We start from the raw sequence: 16,226 nt of genomic DNA on the forward strand, positions 1-16,226 counted from the left end.
TCAGATTCCTTGCGGGGACTTGGCGTTCGGACCGAAGCGCTCGGCGTCGATGCGGGCTCGCTCGGCCGGGCCCGGGACGGGCAGCTCGGTCGACGACGCGCCGATGCCGGGCGGGGCGTGGAAGCCGGGATCCGGGTCGCCGGTGATCGGCGGCCGCTGCCACGGCACGTCCCCGTCCCTGGGGGACGGGAAGGGGTGAGCCCACGGCGGTTCGCCCAGGGTGGGCCGGGTGGAGCCGGTCTCGGCGCCGCCCCGGGCCATGCCGTTGTCCGCGAAGGCGGACATCGTGGACAGCTTGTCCCCGGCGCCACCGCCACCGCCGCCGGCGGCGAACTCCGGCCCGCCGCTGCCCGTGCCGATGCCACTGATGTCGCCGTGGGCCTTCTCGTCGGAGTCGCGGTAGTTCTTCGCGGTCTTGACGAGGTTCTCACCCTGCCGGTCCATCTCCGCGGAGAGCGAGTCGAGCAGGGCCCGCCACGAATCGGTGCAGGAGTTGAGTTCGGCGCCGGTGGTCCAGCCCTTGAGTCCGGCCTCGGCCTTGTCGGAGGCGCCGAGCACGCCCTTGGTCTCCCCCGGGATCAGCTCCGCCGTCGCCTTGGCGGTCTTCCCGGCCCCGTCCAGTTCGCCGGGCTGGACGCGGAACCCCGAGCCGCCCGGTTCTGGTGCCCTTACCAATGTTGCCCCCGTGAGTGCGGATGTGTGCGGTACGTTCGCGGGCCACCGTAGCGAGTACATGACGCTCCGATCCAGCCGGGTGGCGAAGGTGTTACCCGGTGGGGACGGTGGCGACCGCCCGCGGGGCGGGCCGACGGCGGAGTGGCGGCCGCCGTCCGGGGGCGAACGGTGCTCCGTGGGCCTGTTGACGACCGGTGGGAACACCGGAGTCGGCGCGGGGCCGGCCCCTGGGTGGTCCCCAGGAGCCGGCCCCGGCCGGTGGTGGCGGTGGGTCAGCCCGCCGTGTAGTACCCGGCCACGTCCGCGATCAGGTGGACGTCACCGTAGTTGTTGTACAGGTCGACCTTGCCGTTGATCACCGGGACCACGACCAGGTTCGGAATCGTCTGCCCCGCCGTGAAGTTGAGGTTCGACGCCGAGGAGCGCGGCTGCCCGTCCGGGTACACCGCGACGAAGCTCGGCGCGGTCGGGTCGGTCGCCGTCACGTTCAGCACCACCGCCGTGACGTTGGCCGGGACGCCGGAGCGACCGGTCACCTGGAGGGCCAGCGACTGGCCGCCCTGGAGCTTGCCGGCCCGAGCCCCGGTGCCGTTGCGGGTGTCCAGCAGCCGGGTCGGGCCCGCACTGACGAAGGACGAGCCGCCGCCGGTGGTGTAGTAGCTGCTGATGTCGGCGATCAGGTGGACGTCACCGTAGTTGTTGTACAGGTCGACCTTGCCGTTGATCACCGGGACCACGACCAGGTTCGGAATCGTCTGCCCCGCCGTGAAGTTGAGGTTCGACGCCGAGGAGCGCGGCTGCCCGTCCGGGTACACCGCGACGAAGCTCGGCGCGGTCGGGTCGGTCGCCGTCACGTTCAGCACCACCGCCGTCACATCGGCCGGCACCGACTTGCCGCCGCCGAGCGGAGCACCGGCGACCTGCAGCACGACCGACTGGCCGCCGCCCACCTTGCCCGACCGGCCACCCGTACCGTCACGGGTGTCCAGCAGCCGGGCCGGGCCGGCGGTGGAGAGCTTCGAGGTGCCGTTCGGCGAGTAGTAGCCGGTGACGTCGGCGATCAGGTGGACGTCACCGTAGTTGTTGTACAGGTCGACCTTGCCGTTGATCACCGGGACCACGACCAGGTTCGGAATCGTCTGCCCCGCCGTGAAGTTGAGGTTCGACGCCGAGGAGCGCGGCTGCCCGTCCGGGTACACCGCGACGTAGCTCGGCGCGGTCGGGTCGGTCGCCGTCACGTTCAGCACCACCGCCGTCACATCGGCCGGCACCGACTTGCCGCCGCCGAGCGGAGCACCGGCGACCTGCAGCACGACCGACTGGCCGCCGCCCACCTTGCCCGACCGGCCACCCGTACCGTCACGGGTGTCCAGCAGCCGGGTCGGACCGGCGGGCGTGTAGCCGCTCGGCGGCGGCGTCACGGCGCTGCGCACCTCGACGTCGCTCGCCTTGAGGTAGGCCAGCCGGTGGTTGTAGCGGATCGGGTAGTAGGTGTCCTCGCCGACGACCAGGGTCCGGTCGTTCGGCGCGTCGCCGTTGATGTTCTGGGTGTAGTAGTAGTCGCCCTTGACCGGCTCCGGACCGAGCGCCAGGTAGGACTGCCCGGCCGGCACCGTGACGCTGGTGTACGGGGCCGGGGTCAGGTTCGAGGTGTCGATCCCGGCCGGGTACTTGGACAGTTCGGGGTAGAACCGGCCGTAGACCGGCACCGAGGCGAGGCCCTGGCGCGGGGTCAGCACGGTCTGCCCGGTGCGGTTGTCGGCCGTGCCGGCGCGGCCGCCGGGGTTGGCGAACCAGGCCTTCTTGCCGCCGTACCAGACGGCCGTCCAGTCGCCCTGCTGCTCGGCGACCACGAAGCTGGTGCCGGCCACCGCCTTGGCGCGGACGTCGGCGGCCTGGGTGGTGCCGCCGTTCACCAGCGGCGCGTCGGCCGCGGGCTGGGTGCGCAGGTAGACGAAGTTCTGCGGCCGGGCCGCGGTGCCGTCGACCGGCGGGGTGTTGCTCGCGTCGAAGGCCGGCGCGATGGTCACCTTGCCGCCGGCCAGCAGCGGGCCGCCGGTGTTGGCCTGGACCGGCGCACCGAGCAGGTCCATGTAGTGGTTCCAGTCCCAGAACGTCCCCGGGTCCCAGTGCATGCCGGAGATCAGGGCCTCGGTGGGCCCCGGCACGTCGTCGTGCCCGATGATGTGCTGCCGGTCCAGCGGCACGCCGAAGCGGTCGGCCAGGTAGCGGACCAGGGTGGCCGAGGACTGGTAGAGCTGCTCCGAGTACCAGGTGGGCTTGGTGGTCGGGAAGGCGTAGCCCTCGTGCTCGACGCCGATGCTGTGCATGTTGACGCTCTTGTTGCCCGCGTGCCAGGCGACGTCCTTGGTGTTCACCAGCTGGCTCACGTGCCCGTCCGAGGACCGCACGATGTAGTGCGCGCTGGCCTGCGTGGTCGGGTTCTGGAAGGTCGCGACCGACCCGTCGAATCCGCCCTCGGTGTCGTGGATCACGATGTACTGGATCGCGTCCCCGTCGGCGGGGCGGTTGCCCACGCTGTAGTTGCCGTACGAGGTCGGGTCGGCGGCGTTGGTCAGCGCGTAGGCGGCCGGGCGGTAGTCGCAGCCCAGGGCGGCGGGGCACTCCGGGGTGGCGTCGGCCGCCCCCTCCACGGCGCCGAGCGCGCTGCGGCTCACGGCGGCGCTCCGCGAGGCGGGGCTGCCGGTGGCCCGGGCCGGGCTCTTCGGCGCGGCGGGCGTGGACCTGGCGGCGGACGGCGCCGAGGGGGCCGGTGCGCCGCCCGGCCCGGTGGCCGGTGCCGGGGCGGTGCCCTGGCCGTCGGCGCTGGCGCGCGGGGTGAGCGCCACGTCGGTGCCGGCCGGCACGGCCGGCGCGGGCGCCAGGACGACCAGCTGGCCGTCGGCCGTGGTGCGGCGGGCGCCGATCTTGACGGTGTCGAAGACCCGGTCGGCGAAGGCCTTGCCGCCTGCGCTGTCGGTGGACTCGCTGAACCGGGCCACCGCGTCGTACCAGGCGGCCGGGTCCTCGGAGGCGGGTCGTCCGGCGTCCTTCTGGTACTTGGCCAGCAGGGCCGCGGCCCCGCGCACGCTCTGCGCCGGGTCCGACTTCAGCTGGCCGGCGGGCCGGCCGATCAGCTTGGCGGCCTTGTCCAGGGTGTGCAGCGCGGGGCTGTCCTTGACCTCGACCGGCGGCGGGTCCTTGCGGACCGGGGCTCCGTCGCCCCGGCCGTCCGCCTCAGGGCCGGGGCCCGACTTGATCGCCTTGGCCACCTCCGCGAGGTCGACCTGGGTGAGCCCCATCACGTTGTAGTTGCCCGTGGTGCTGGGCTCGCCGCCGTGCGACTCCCAGCGGGTCTGCTGGTACGAGAGCGCGAGCAGCACGCTCTGTGGCACGTGGAACTCACCGGCGGCGTCGGCGAATCCGCGTTGCAGCGAGTCCGGGCCGGTCACCGCGGCCTTGGTGGTGCCCGCGTCGGCGAGCAGCGCGAAGGTGGTGGCGGAGGCGACCACGGCCGCGCCGACCACCATCGGTATGCGCAGTCGCCGCTTGCGGCGGTGTGTCGGGAGCGGGGCGCCGTCGGGTGGGGCACTGAGGTTCGTCAACGGAGTCTGCAGACCTTCCGGTGTCCGGGGCCGGCACGGTGCCGGGTGCGAGGGCGGGCAGTCCGGGGTGTGCTCTCAGGTGCGGGCCACCCCCGTGCGCCCAACCGTCCAGGTGTCCCGCGACGCTAGCACCCGGCCCGGCAGCCCCTTCCGGAGGGGTCCGCACTCGCGCTGGTACCGGTCCTGGGCACCCGAACGGTCGACCGGGGCCGGCCGGCAAACCCGCCCGGTGCGGCCGGAGTTCGCCTCCCCTGCGCCCCCGGCCGCGAGGGCGGGCCGGCCGGTGGCTCGGCACACCGAGCCACCGGGGCCCAGGGGTGCCGGGCCGCGGGGACGGCCCGCCGCCGACGGCCGCGGTGCCCCGCCGCCACCCGGCCGACGGTCCGTCAGGCCTGGTGCGCGGACGGACCGACGACTGCGGACTCCCCCGGCGCGAGCAGCACCAGGCGGTCGGCCAGGCCGGCCGCCTCGAAGGCGACCCGCAGGTGGGCCGCGCCCTCGGTGAAGTGCATCCACGAGTTGAAGTGCAGGGGCACGACCCGGCGGGCGCCGAGCACGGCCGTGGCCTCGGCGGCCTGGGCGCTGTCGAGCGTCAGCAGGGCGCCACCGAAGAGGCGGGTGCGGACGGCGCCGGCGAAGAGCAGCGCGGTGTCCACCGGGCCGGCCCGGTGGGCGATCTCCCGGACGTTGCCCATCGAGGCGTTGTCGCCGCTGACGTACACGGTGGGCAGGCCGGGGCCGGTCAGGACGAACCCGGTGACGTCGCCGGTGACGGGCTCGCAGCCCTCGGGGCCGTGCCGCGCCGGTACGGCGGTGACGACGACCGGGCCGCCGGCCGGCCGGGCCAGCTCCAGGGACTCCCAGGGGGCGAGGCCTCGGGCGGTGCCGCCGAGTCGGGCGGCGGAGGCCGGGGTGGTGACGGTGAGCGGGGCCTTCGCCAGCGCGAGCCGGCCGCCGGTGTCGAGGTTGTCGGCGTGCTGGTCGTGCGAGAGCAGCACCGCGTCGACCGGGCCGACCTGGTCGGCCGCGAGCCCGGCCGGGGCCAGCTTGCTGAGGATCAGGCCGCGCTCGGGGACGTAGTCACCGGGCTCGTCGAAGGTGGGGTCGGTCAGCAGGCGCAGGCCGCCGTACTCGATGACGGCGGTGGGGCCGCCGACGGCGTGGACGGACAGCACGGAGGCGGGCGGCACGGAGCTGGGCATCAGGAGCCTCTCACGGAATAGTTTGCCGTTTGGCGTGAGAATGACGCTAGTCCTCCTCACGGAGAACGGCAAGAGGTACCGTGAGATATGTGACTACCCCGCACACCGGGCCCGGCGACGCCGCCCCGCAGCCGCTGCCCGCCGCACCCGGCGCCGACCAGCACCCCGCACTGGCCCTGGTCAACACCCGGACCCTCCGCCCCACCGGCGCCTTCGACGACCTGGCCGACCCGCCCGCGGCCCTCGACTGGCTGGTGACCACCGGCCTGCTGCCGGCCCGCCGCAGCGGCCTCACCGCCGCCGAGACCGGGCGGCTGCGCACGCTGCGCGAGTGCGTACGCGACCTGTTCACGGCACGACTGGCCGGCGAGGCCCCGGACCGAACGGCGCTGGCCGAACTGAACGGTGCGCTCGCGGCGGCCCCCTTCACCGGCCGGCTGCACTGGGACGCCGCCGGGGAGGGCCCTCGGCTGGAGTCACGGCCGGCCGGCGGCACTCCGCTGGACGCCGCGCTCACCCGGCTCGCCAGCGACGCCGCCGAACTCCTCAGCGGCCCGCAGGCGGAGGCGATCGCGGCCTGCGCCGCCGGCGACTGCATCCGGTACTTCCTGCGCACCCACGGCGCCCGACAGTGGTGCTCGCAGCGCTGCGGCGACCGGGTCCGGGCCGCCCGCCACTACGCCCGCACCCGCGCCGCCGAGAACTCCTGACGCCGCCTCCCGCCGGCCCGGCCGTCGGGGCCCCGACCGGCGCCGGGACGACCGCCGCCCAGGTGACCCCGAGGCAGAAGCCGCCCGTACCGGCCGGGGCGCCCGCACGGGGACGGACGGAAGCAGAAAGAACCGGCGGCACCGGAGTGGAACCGTGCGTTCCGGTACCGCCGTCTCCTAGGGTGAGAGACTCACGCACTGCCCAAGGAGGCAGCCATGCGACGTTGGTTCATCATCCCGGGTGCACTCGCTCTCGCCGCGACGGTCGCGGTCCCGGTCACCCTCGCCGGCGCCACCGAACCGGCCGCCCCCGCCACCCGCACGGTGGCCGCGGCCGCGCCGGCCCCGGAACTCTGCCCGGTGGGCTGGGGGAGCCTGCCGAAGGACCTCTCCTCCGTCAACTCGCAGCCGCTGCGGAACATCCGCACAGGCGCGCACCCCTGCTACGACCGGCTGGTCCTGGACGTACCCGGCACCTCGACCGGTGCGCCGGCCGGCTACCACGTCCGCTACGTCACCACCCTCCACCAGGACGGATCGGGCCGGGCGCTGCCGGTGCGCGGCGGCGCGATCATCGAGATCGTGGTCAACGCGCCGTCCTACGACCCCGCGACCGGCGCGCCCACCTACCCGGGCCGGGGCGGCCAGCCGCTGCCCGGCGTCAACCTGGCCGGCTACCGGACCTTCGTCGACGCCCGCTTCGGCGCCAGCTTCGAAGGCCAGACCCAGATCGGTCTCGGCGTCCGGGCCCGGCTGCCCTTCCGGGTCCACCAGCTCGACAACCGGCTGGTGATCGACGTGGCACACAGCTGGACCGCGGCACCCGCCCGCTGAACCGACGGCCGGCCGGCAGCCCGGCCGGCCGGCACCGACCTGGTCGCTTCCACCCTCACCGGACCTCCCCACCAGCAGGATCGCCCGGGCCGACCGCCCGACCGCGACCGCACCCGCGCCGACCGGGCGGGCAGCGGACCACCACTCCTCAGGACAGCCGCGGGCGTCCCACCCCGACGCCCGCCCCCTCGAAAGGAATGCCGCCCGTGATCGCCAAACCGCCGATCCCCTTCGCCGACGACCCCGCGGCGCGGGGCTGCCTGCCGGCGACCACCTGGGAGCCGGGGGCCACGCCGCCGCCCTGCGAACCCGCCGTGCAGCCCTGGCCACGGTTCGACCTGCCGCACCGCCGCTGGGGCGTCACCCTCAGCACGGTCGGCGACGAGGGCCGGCGCGGCATCCAGCACTTCACGGTCTGCGCCGCGACCGCCGAGGAGGCGCTCGCCGCGGCGGCGGCCGAGGCGGGCACCGAGGCCGCCCGGCGCCATCGGCACGGTGCCGCGGTGGACCTCACCGGCGCCACCGTCGCCCCGGGCGAACCGTCCGCCCGCTGGCCGGACGCCCCGCCGCCCGCCTGACCGGGCGGCGGCACCGGGGCCGCAGGACGCGGTGCCCGAGGGGGCGGCGACCGCTCGCGTGACGGCCCCGGCGGCCGGAGTGCGGCATCCGACCGACCACCCTCGACCAGACGATGCAGGAACGCTGCAACTGGCCCCGGCACCTGCGCCTGCGTGACGGTGGCCCTGTGAACGCAACGCTGCAGAACTCCCCCGCGCGGGAGACCACGCACCACGGCCCGACCGTCACCGCACGGCCCGACCGCGGTGCGGACCTGCGTGCGCTCGTGGCGCTGGTCGCCCGGGGCGACGAGGCGGCCTTCGACCAGCTCTACGACCGGCTGGCCGGCCCGGTGCTCGGCGTGGCGGGGCGGGTGCTGCGGGATCCGGCGCAGTCCGAGGAGGTGGCGCAGGAGGTGATGCTGGAGCTGTGGCGTTCGGCCGGCCGCTACCGCCCGGACCGGGGCACGGTCCTCTCCTGGGCCCTCACCATCGCCCACCGCCGGGCCGTCGACCGGGTCCGGGCCGCCCAGGCCGCCTACGACCGGGACTGGCTGGACGCCGTCCGCTCGTACGCGCCGGTGTTCGACGAGGTCGCCGAGCAGGTGGAGCTCCGGCTCGACCAGGAGCACGTGCGGCGGCTGCTCGGGTCGCTGACCAAGGGGCAGCGGGAGTCGCTGACCCTCGCCTACTACGGCGGCTGCACCCAGGCCCAGATCGCGGCGCTCCTGGGCACCCCGCTCGGCACGGTCAAGACCCGGATCAGGGACGGCCTGATCCGCCTGCGCGACCAGTTGGCCGTGGAGTCCTGAGCACGCACAGGACCGCCGGGCCGGCCGGCCCGGCACGACCCGGTCCGGCCAGGCCCGTCCGAACGACGTCCGGCTCCGAACCTGCCCACGGCGGACAGTCCGCGGGGCGCCACCGCGCCCGGAGGGAGTACCGATGATCACCGTCGAACGCAGCATCACCGTCGACCGGCCCGCCGGGGAGGTCCTGAGGTACCTCGCCGACTTCGGCAACACGGTCACCTGGGACCCGGGCACCGAGAGCTGCACCCGGCTGGACGACGGCCCGGTGCGGGAGGGGTCCCGCTGGCTGAACGTGTCCGTCTTCCGGGGGCGCCGCACCCGCCTCGACTACCGCCTCGACCGGTACGAGGCCGACCGCCTGGTCTTCGTCGGCGAGAATCGCACCGTGACGGCGACCGACGACATCGGCGTCCGGGCCCGCGGCGGGCGGACCGTCGTCCTCTACCGTGCGCAGCTGCGGTTCAAGGGCCTCGCACGGGTGGCAGGTCCGTTCCTGCGCCCGGCGTTCGAACGGCTCGCGGACGAGGTGGCCGAACGGCTCCCCCGGGTGCTCGCCGCCGGCTGACGCCCGTACGCGGGCGCTCGGCCCGCCGACCCGGGGTACCCCCGGGTCGATCGCCGTCCCGCAAGGCGCCCGGTGCGAGTCCCAGTTCGCGCTCCGCCGTGGTGAACACGAGGGTGTCGAGCGCGGGGTGGGTGAGCGGCTGCTCCTCGTTCGCGTAGGCGCCGAGCCCGTCGATCGCGACGGGGATGACCACGCACGCCCCGGGGGCGTCCGAGGTGGTGAAGTCGCCGCACCGCACGCCGTCCTCGATCACCGTGGGCAGGGCGTCGCACGTGAGCGCCTCCTGCTCGGCGACGACCTGCCGCAGGTTCGGACGGTAGCGGGAGAGGTGGCGGGCGTTGAGCCAGAGCCTGCCGAGGCCCACGAATTCCTCGCCGCCGAAGTTGTTCAGGAGCCGGCTCGGCCGGCGCAGCGGCGGCAGCGGAGCCCCGGACGCCGGCAGCAGGGCCTCGCGTTCGCGGGTGACGGCGAGCGCGAACGCCTCCTGGAGGAGGCGGGGAGCACCGAGCACGCGCGGGAGATCCTGCGCGAGGCCCCGTCACCTCGTCCGGGTCCTTCATGCTCTTCGACGAACGAAGCGCCGTCCTGCTGACCTCAGTCCGGTGGGGGTCTTCGAGGTGCCCGAAAGCGGCCGACGGTACCCACCTGCGCACCAACCACTTCCTGTCCGCCGTCCCGGCCCGCGGTGAGAAGACCTGGCTGTACCAACCCGACTCCGGTGAGCGCTACGCCTTCCTCCGTGACCGGATCGCGCGGCGCCCGGTCGAGCGGGCGGAGGACCTGGTCCTGCGGCTTGTGACCGGCCCCGGGGACCGGCCCCGGGGAGCCGCCGGTGACCTGCGTACCCGACCTGACCGGCCCGACGGGCCGCCGCTGGGCGAGTCTGGCGACGGTCGTCCTCGACCCGGCCGCCCGCAACCGCACACGTGCTCGACGGCACGCCCGCCGAGCACGCGGCCCGGCCCCGGCGCTCGCTGCGGGCGTGACCGGCGCCCGGCCGGCGCCCGTGCGGGCCCCGGGCCGGACCGCGGAGTTGCCGCACCGGCGGCTGTCCGCACGGGCACTCGTCCGGTCCGGCCGCTCCCGCTCACCCGCGCCGGACGACCCGTCACACCGGCAGCGATAGGGGCGGGCGAGCGCTCGGGCCGGCGGGCCTCCGGGCGGCGGTCCGCGCAGCCATCCGGGCGGCTTCCCCGCAGCACCCGTGACCTCGCGCGACACCGGCAGTTGAGCAAGGCCGGCAGACCCTACCCCCGGAGGCCCCATGCGCACCGCCGCCCGTACCGCCGTCGCCGGCGCCCTGCTCCTCGCGGCCGCACTCACCGCCGCCTCCGCGGCGACCGCGGCCCCGGCGGACACCGTCGCGCCATCCCGCCAGGAGCACACCTACAGCATCCCCGTGCTGGCCGTGACCGACGTCGGGGACCTCACCAAGATCGCAAACCTGGGCACCGACCTCGCCGGACTCCTCGGTCACTGACCACGGATCACCGACCCGGGTCACCGACGCTCGGGCACCGGCGCTCGGCCACCGACGCCCGGGCACCGGCGCTCGGCCACCGACGCCCGGACCCCGACCGCCCGGACCGCCCGGCCGCCCGCCACGGGCCCGGCCGGCCGGCGGCCGGGCGCGCTCAACGCCCGGCCGGTACCGCCTGCGCCGGCCGGGCCCGCTCCGGCGCCTCCACCACCGCGAGGCCGGCGCAGACCCCGAGCCCGACCAGGACGCTGCCCAGCAGCTCGGCCGGCCGCAGCGGGGCCGTGCCGAGCACCGCTCCGGACAGGGCGGCGGTCACCGGGACGAGCCCGGCGAACAGCCCGGCCCGCTCCGGCCCGAGCCGGCCGAGGGCCCCGTACCAGAGCAGGAAGGCCAGCACGGTCAGGACCAGCGACAGGTACAGCAGGCCCGCCCCCTCGCCGGAGGTCGGCATCCGGAACATCCGGCCGCCGTCCAGCAGCAGGCCGGTGAGCCCGAACATCGGCACCGCGAGCGCCGTGGTGTACGCCGAGACCCGGACCGGTCCCAGTCGTGGCAGCAGGCCGACGGCCAGCAGGGAGAACGCGGCCTCGCAGGCCAGGGTGCCCAGCGCGTACAGGAATCCCGGCAGGTCTCCCGGCCCGGCGCCCTGGGTGACGGCGGCCCCGGCCACCACCACGGCGGCCGCTCCCAGCAGCCGGGCCTGCGGTCGGCGCCGGGCCAGCAGCGGACCGAGGACGGCGAGCAGCAGCGGGGTGCAGCCGATCACGCTGCCGACGGCGGCCGGGTCGCTGTGGCGCAGCGCCTGGACCATCAGCACGTTGAAGGCGAACAGGCCGGTGGCCGCGAGCAGGGCCAGCCTGATGAGTTCGGCGCGGCCCAGGGCGGGCCGCAGCGGGCCGCCGCGCCGGGCGAGCGGCAGCAGGACGGCGGCGGCGAGCAGGTAGCGCAGGGTCTGTGCTCCGTGCAGCGGGTAGTCGGCGAGGGCGGCGGTGGCGCTGGTGGAGCTCCCCAGCACGGTCATGGCCGTGGCGGCGCGCAGGGCGCCGGAGGCGCTGTCGGAGAGTGGCATGTCTGGCACGCTAGAAGCGGAAGTGGTCCGCTGGACAGATCCACTTCGGATGCGTCGAGGAGGACCACTTGTCGGAGCTGCTCATCACGGTCGACGCCGCGCTCGGCGACCTGACCGGCCAGCTGACCCGGGCGCTGCGGGAGGCCGTCCGGGCCGGTCGCCTCACGGCCGGCTCGAAGGTCCCGGCCACCAGGGCGCTGGCCGGCCAGCTCGGGGTCTCGCGTGGCGTGGTGGTCGAGGCCTACGCCCAGCTGGTGGCGGAGGGGTACCTGGTCGCCGCCCACGGGTCGGGCACCCGGGTCGCCCCCGGGATCGCCCGGCCCGCGCCCGCCGCACCGCCCGCCGCCGTCGAGACGCCGCCGGCGTACGACCTCAAGCCGGGCACCCCCGATCTCGCGGCGTTCCCCCGCGCCGCCTGGCTGGCCGCCACCCGGCGGGCGCTGGCCTCCGCCGAACACCGGCGGTTCGGGTACGGCGATCCGGTCGGGCTTCCCCGCCTTCGGGCGGAATTGGCCGGTCACCTGGCCCGGGCCCGGGCGGCGGCGGCCGGCCCCGGCGAGGTGACGGTGGTCGGCGGCGTCGCCCAGGGACTCTCCCTGCTGATCGCGGTACTGGCCCTGCACGGCCACCACCGGTTCGCCGTGGAGGACCCCTGCTCGCCCGGCACCCTGTCCCTGCTGCGGGCGCACGGGGTGGAGCCGGTCGGCGTCCCGGTGGACGAGGAGGGCCTCGACGTGTCCGCGCTCGCCGCCACCGGTGCCACCGTGGCCCTGGTCACCCCCGCGCACCAGTATCCGACCGGCGTGGTGCTGGCCCCGGCACGCCGGGGCGAACTCCTCACCTGGGCCAAGGAGACCGGCGGGTACGTGGTGGAGGACGACTACGACGCCGAGTTCCGCTACGACCGCGAACCGGTCGGCTGCCTGCAGGGCCTCGCCCCGGACCTGGTGATCCACCTCGGCTCGCTCAGCAAGTCGCTCGCGCCCGGCCTGCGGCTCGGCTGGGCGCTCCTCCCCCCGGCGCTCGCCCCCGACTTCCACCACGCCAAGCACTACGCCGACCTCGGCACCGGCGTGATCGAACAGCTGGCCTTCGCGGAGCTGCTCTCCGGGGGCGGCTACCACCGGCACCTGCGCACCGTCCGGGCCCAGTACCACCGGCGCCGCGACGCGCTGCTGGACGGCCTGCGGGAGCACCTGCCCGCGGCCGGCGTGCACGGCGTCGCGGCCGGCCTGCACCTCTACCTCGCACTGCCGCCTGGGACGGCGGAGGACCTGACGGTGGCGCGGGCCGCCTCGGCCGGCGTCCGGGTGGAGGCGGTCGCCCCCATGCGTCTGCGGCCCGGCCCGCCCGCCCTCGCCCTGGGCTACGGCGCACTGCCCCCGCACCGGCTCACCCGGGCCGCCCGGTTGCTGGCCGAGGCCGTCACCGGCTCCTGACGGCACCTGGTTCACCCGTGGCGGCGCTGGTGCCCGTCCGCCTCACGCACCGCGCCCCCGTCGGGAGCAGGCCCGCTCGATCTCGGCCGGGCACCGGGAGAGGCCGAAGGGCGCCTCCCGGACGACCCGGAGACCGCCCGGCTCACCGAGGACGACGGCCTCTGACTGATCCTGTGCAGCGGTCCGCCCGGCAGCCGGGACGCCGAGGCCCTCGACCTCGTCACCCTCCGGACCGCGCCCGCACCTGCACCCTCGTCGCACAGCACCCTCGTCGTCCGGCAGCCGACTCGGCAGCTCCCGGCCCCCGCCGCTCGACCGCCGTCCTCCTGACGGCCGGTCACCCCGGAGCGGCATGCGCCGGGGCGCCCTCGCGGACGGGCGAGCCACCCGGCGGCGGCCGGGCAGGCAGCCTCCGGCAGGCGCCGGGTACGGGTACAGGACCGCCGCCGCGGCCGCCCCCGAGGGCGAGCGCGGCGGCGGCCTCACTCCGACGTCTCTCACTGCACCGCCGGTCGGCGGACTTCCGGCCGGCCGGTCCCCACTCGGTGACGCGGTGCCCACCCGGCGTCTGCGGGGCCTAACCGGCCTGGTACTCACCCGTGTCCAGGCGCACCAGCAAGCCGGCCTTGCGCAGTTGCTCAAGATCGCGGCGGACCAGGCGAGGATCGGGGTACACCCGGTAGGTCTCCCGGGCGCGGCGCCAGTCGAAGGCGCCGCCGTCCCGGCGGATGGTCTCCAGGAGCTGTTGCCGGCGCTCGACGGCGGTCCTGGGCGCGTCGGCCGGCACGTCGGCTGCGGTGTGGTCATCGGTCATGGCACCCATTCTCCCGCGTCCCGGGAGGTGCTCGCGCCAGGAGGGTCGGCGATCGGCCGACCGGCCGGAAACCGGCCGTCCGACGCGGCCCGCCGGACAAGGGCCCCGAGATCGGGCCGGGGGCTGTCCGGCGTCTCCCGTGGAGGGGTCCGGGCCGGGCGGATACCGGGACCCGGGGACCGCGGACGCGGCCGCGTCCGAAGGCGGCGCAGGCTTCAGGACGCGGGTGCAGGCGTTCGAAGAGTTCGACGTCGAACTCCTCCACCGGCCGTGGACCGACAGGGACTCAAGCGATGCCGACCCCCGGCCGCCGGTCCGGCCTGCTGCGGCCCCGGACCGGAGCGGGCGTCGGGCCCCCTCCTGGCACCCGTCCGACAGTCCAGGAACGGCGGTCCGACGTCCCGCCCCGGGAGTTTTAGCGAACGCGAAGGCGATCCCGGTCCTGGGGGCGAACTGCGGGAGAGCCGTGACGAGAAGGTCGGCGGGCGGGCGTCAGGCGGAACCAGGCGGGCGTCAGGCGGAACACCGGTGCCACGCGGTGTCGAAGCTGCGGCGGGCGCGGTGCAGGCGGGAGCGTACGGTGCCGACCGGCAGGCCGAGGGTTGCCGCCATCTCTTGTTCGCTCAGGCCGTAGACGGCACGCAGGGTGAGGATCTGGCGGTGGTGGTCGGGCAGACGCTCCATCACGTCGGAGATGTGCACAGCGACCAAGGGGTTGGCGTCCTGGACGAGGTCGGGAAGGACGTCCGTCGGGGTTCCCGTCTGCTTCAGCCGGTTGGAGGTGCGAACCGCTTCCCGTACGGTCACCGCGCGGACCCAGCCGTAGAAGGCGGTCGGGTCACGCAACCCCTGGACGCCGCGGAAGATCGCGAGCATCGCGTCCTGTGCGGCGTCCGCGCTGTGTTCCCGGGCGATCGGGACGCAGAGCTGCGTGACGAAGGACGCGACGTGCAGCAGCAGGTCGTTGACCGCCCGGTGGTCACCGGCCTTGGCCCGCGACAGCAGCGCCGCGACGTCTCGCTCGTGCGGGGCGCTCGCGGCCCGGCCGCGCTCCTTCGGCACTGCGGCCGGGTGACTGCGTTCGACGGCGCGGGCGCGAGTGCCGTCGGGGCGGAGGGCCGGTGTCATCGTAGGCACGCTGCTACCCCACCGTCGCCGCGTCGTCGTCGCCGTGGCGGTCCGTGAAGGCGAGCAGGGCCGCCTCCACGTCCGCGCGGATCCCGGCGATCTGCCCGTGTCCGAAACACTCCGTGCTGTAAGGGAGTTCGATGGCGAGTCGGCCGTCGAAGGAGGTCACGCAGGCCATCAGCGGCCCCTGCCCGGCCTGCGGGTAGTACTGCTCCCGGACGGGGATCAGGCGCATTCCGGTGAGTTCCAGCCCTGGTGGGGCCGGCGGGCCCGGCACGCTGCCGAGGTTGGTCACGATGAGGCTGGTGGCCAGGAGGGCCGGGTTTCCGATCACCTCGGGCAGGATGTGGGTCTCCGGGACGAAGTCGCCCCGCTCGATGGCCGTGCGCAGGTGGGCGAGGACCTCGCGTCCGAGTTCCAACGGGTCGTCGTCGGCGCGCACCTCCAGGATGTCCAGGAACCCCGTGACGGCCGGAATCATCACCTCGCGGCCGATCGGTGGGTTCACCCGGCCGCGCAGGTCGACGGGCGACAGGCACCCCAGGGCCCGCGGTCCGGGCAGGCCGCCGATCCGGCGTCGCAGGGCCACCAGCAGGGCGCCGCTCACCAGGCCGTGCACCGAGAGGCCGGCGGCCCGTGCGTAGCGGACCAGGCGCGCGGTGGCCTCGGATTCGAGAAGCACGCGTTGCACCTGGACCCGTTGCCCCGTCCCGTCGCCGCCCGGCCCGGCGCCCGCGACCGCCGCTTCGTACGGCAGGAAGGCGATCGGACCGCGCTTCGACTGTTCGACGCGGCGGGCGAGGTGCTCCGCGATCTCCGCTGCCGAGCAGGGCGGGAGGAGGTCCGTGGCGGCGTCCGGCCAGCGCTCCTGCCGCGCGTCAGGCGGTTCGGCGCCGTCCGCGAGTTCGGCATAGGTCCGCCAGAGTGCGTCGTGCAGGGCGAGCGCGCTGTGGCCGTCCGTGACGGTGTGGTCCACGCTCAGGACGAAGGTGTGCTCGCCGCTCCCCCGGAGCAGGACGGCGCGGACCAGCGGACCGTCCGCCGAAAGCGGGGTGTTCATCTCCTCGGCGAAGGCGCTCGGACCGGCCTGCCGGACCAGCAGGGCCGGTGCCTCGCCCGCCAACGGCACGAGGGCGGGGGCGCCGTCGACCAGTCCGACCCGGCTGCGCAGCGAGGGGTGCCGGGCGACCTTCACGTCGAAGGCCGCCGTCAGCAGCTTCTCGTCGACGTCACCGCGGATCTGGCAGGTGAGCACGGCCCTGCTCCGTGAGGCGCTGACGTACAGCGTCTCCGCCGGGGACAACTTGCGGTGCATTCTCCACTGGCCTTTCATCGT

Annotated in this window: 15 protein-coding genes; 7 read left to right on the forward strand and 8 right to left on the reverse strand. The window is 75.3% G+C overall.

The features are described from left to right. From J2S46_RS02940 to J2S46_RS02950, 3 genes are all read right to left on the reverse strand, one after another. Positions 1-675 carry a WXG100 family type VII secretion target gene (locus tag J2S46_RS02940; RefSeq protein ID WP_191291396.1) on the reverse strand — a complete coding sequence of 225 codons (675 nt, stop codon included), beginning with the start codon at positions 673-675 and terminating at the stop codon, positions 1-3. Between the two features lie 272 nt (positions 676-947). Further along, entirely contained in the window at positions 948-4,280 is a 3,333-nt protein-coding gene (locus J2S46_RS02945) for an N-acetylmuramoyl-L-alanine amidase (protein WP_307348534.1), read from the reverse strand. Between the two features lie 386 nt (positions 4,281-4,666). Then, on the reverse strand, positions 4,667-5,482 hold the full coding sequence (locus J2S46_RS02950; RefSeq protein ID WP_191291394.1) for an MBL fold metallo-hydrolase: 816 nt from the start codon (positions 5,480-5,482) through the stop codon (positions 4,667-4,669). 89 nt (positions 5,483-5,571) lie between these two features. Here J2S46_RS02950 and J2S46_RS02955 point away from each other — a divergent pair, with 89 nt between their 5' ends. The 5 genes from J2S46_RS02955 (at position 5,572) to J2S46_RS02975 (ending at position 8,960) form a co-directional block, all read left to right on the forward strand. Next, positions 5,572-6,192 (forward strand): CGNR zinc finger domain-containing protein, encoded by a 621-nt coding sequence (locus J2S46_RS02955; RefSeq protein WP_191291393.1) that lies wholly within the window; start codon positions 5,572-5,574, stop codon positions 6,190-6,192. 216 nt (positions 6,193-6,408) lie between these two features. Then, on the forward strand, positions 6,409-7,026 hold the full coding sequence (locus tag J2S46_RS02960; RefSeq protein ID WP_191291392.1) for an AMIN-like domain-containing (lipo)protein: 618 nt from the start codon (positions 6,409-6,411) through the stop codon (positions 7,024-7,026). Positions 7,027-7,232: 206 nt separating this feature from the next. Continuing rightward, entirely contained in the window at positions 7,233-7,604 is a 372-nt protein-coding gene (locus J2S46_RS02965) for a hypothetical protein (RefSeq protein WP_191291391.1), read from the forward strand. 167 nt (positions 7,605-7,771) lie between these two features. Then, positions 7,772-8,395, forward strand: a complete 624-nt coding sequence (gene sigK, locus J2S46_RS02970; RefSeq protein ID WP_268255703.1) for an ECF RNA polymerase sigma factor SigK — start codon at positions 7,772-7,774, stop codon at positions 8,393-8,395. Between the two features lie 133 nt (positions 8,396-8,528). Beyond that, positions 8,529-8,960 (forward strand): SRPBCC family protein, encoded by a 432-nt coding sequence (locus J2S46_RS02975; RefSeq protein WP_191291389.1) that lies wholly within the window; start codon positions 8,529-8,531, stop codon positions 8,958-8,960. Here the strand turns inward: J2S46_RS02975 and J2S46_RS02980 are convergent. Further along, positions 8,857-9,471 (reverse strand): TetR family transcriptional regulator, encoded by a 615-nt coding sequence (locus J2S46_RS02980; RefSeq protein WP_191291388.1) that lies wholly within the window; start codon positions 9,469-9,471, stop codon positions 8,857-8,859. The genes J2S46_RS02975 and J2S46_RS02980 overlap by 104 nt on opposite strands. A gap of 753 nt (positions 9,472-10,224) precedes the next feature. On the opposite strand from J2S46_RS02980, the gene J2S46_RS02985 reads away from it, so the two are divergent. Then, the gene (locus J2S46_RS02985) at positions 10,225-10,440 is read left to right on the forward strand and encodes a hypothetical protein (RefSeq protein WP_191291387.1); all 216 of its coding nucleotides are present in this window, start codon (positions 10,225-10,227) and stop codon (positions 10,438-10,440) included. Between the two features lie 154 nt (positions 10,441-10,594). Here the strand turns inward: J2S46_RS02985 and J2S46_RS02990 are convergent, their stop codons facing one another. Further along, positions 10,595-11,509 (reverse strand): DMT family transporter, encoded by a 915-nt coding sequence (locus tag J2S46_RS02990; protein WP_191291386.1) that lies wholly within the window; start codon positions 11,507-11,509, stop codon positions 10,595-10,597. A gap of 68 nt (positions 11,510-11,577) precedes the next feature. Here J2S46_RS02990 and pdxR point away from each other — a divergent pair, with 68 nt between their 5' ends. Continuing rightward, complete coding sequence (pdxR, locus tag J2S46_RS02995; RefSeq protein WP_191291385.1) at positions 11,578-12,948, forward strand: MocR-like pyridoxine biosynthesis transcription factor PdxR; 1,371 nt, start codon at positions 11,578-11,580, stop codon at positions 12,946-12,948. A gap of 577 nt (positions 12,949-13,525) precedes the next feature. Here the strand turns inward: pdxR and J2S46_RS03000 are convergent. From J2S46_RS03000 to J2S46_RS03010, 3 genes are all read right to left on the reverse strand, one after another. After that, a complete protein-coding gene (locus tag J2S46_RS03000) occupies positions 13,526-13,762 on the reverse strand; it encodes a hypothetical protein (RefSeq protein WP_191291384.1) in 237 nt (78 codons plus the stop codon). Between the two features lie 513 nt (positions 13,763-14,275). Beyond that, positions 14,276-14,890, reverse strand: coding sequence for an RNA polymerase sigma factor (locus tag J2S46_RS03005; protein ID WP_191291383.1), 615 nt, complete (start codon positions 14,888-14,890; stop codon positions 14,276-14,278). Positions 14,891-14,903: 13 nt separating this feature from the next. Next, on the reverse strand, positions 14,904-16,205 hold the full coding sequence (locus J2S46_RS03010; RefSeq protein WP_191291382.1) for a phthiocerol/phthiodiolone dimycocerosyl transferase family protein: 1,302 nt from the start codon (positions 16,203-16,205) through the stop codon (positions 14,904-14,906). Between the last annotated feature and the right edge of the window lie 21 nt (positions 16,206-16,226).

Source organism: Kitasatospora herbaricolor, assembly GCF_030813695.1.
GTDB lineage: Bacteria > Actinomycetota > Actinomycetes > Streptomycetales > Streptomycetaceae > Kitasatospora > Kitasatospora herbaricolor.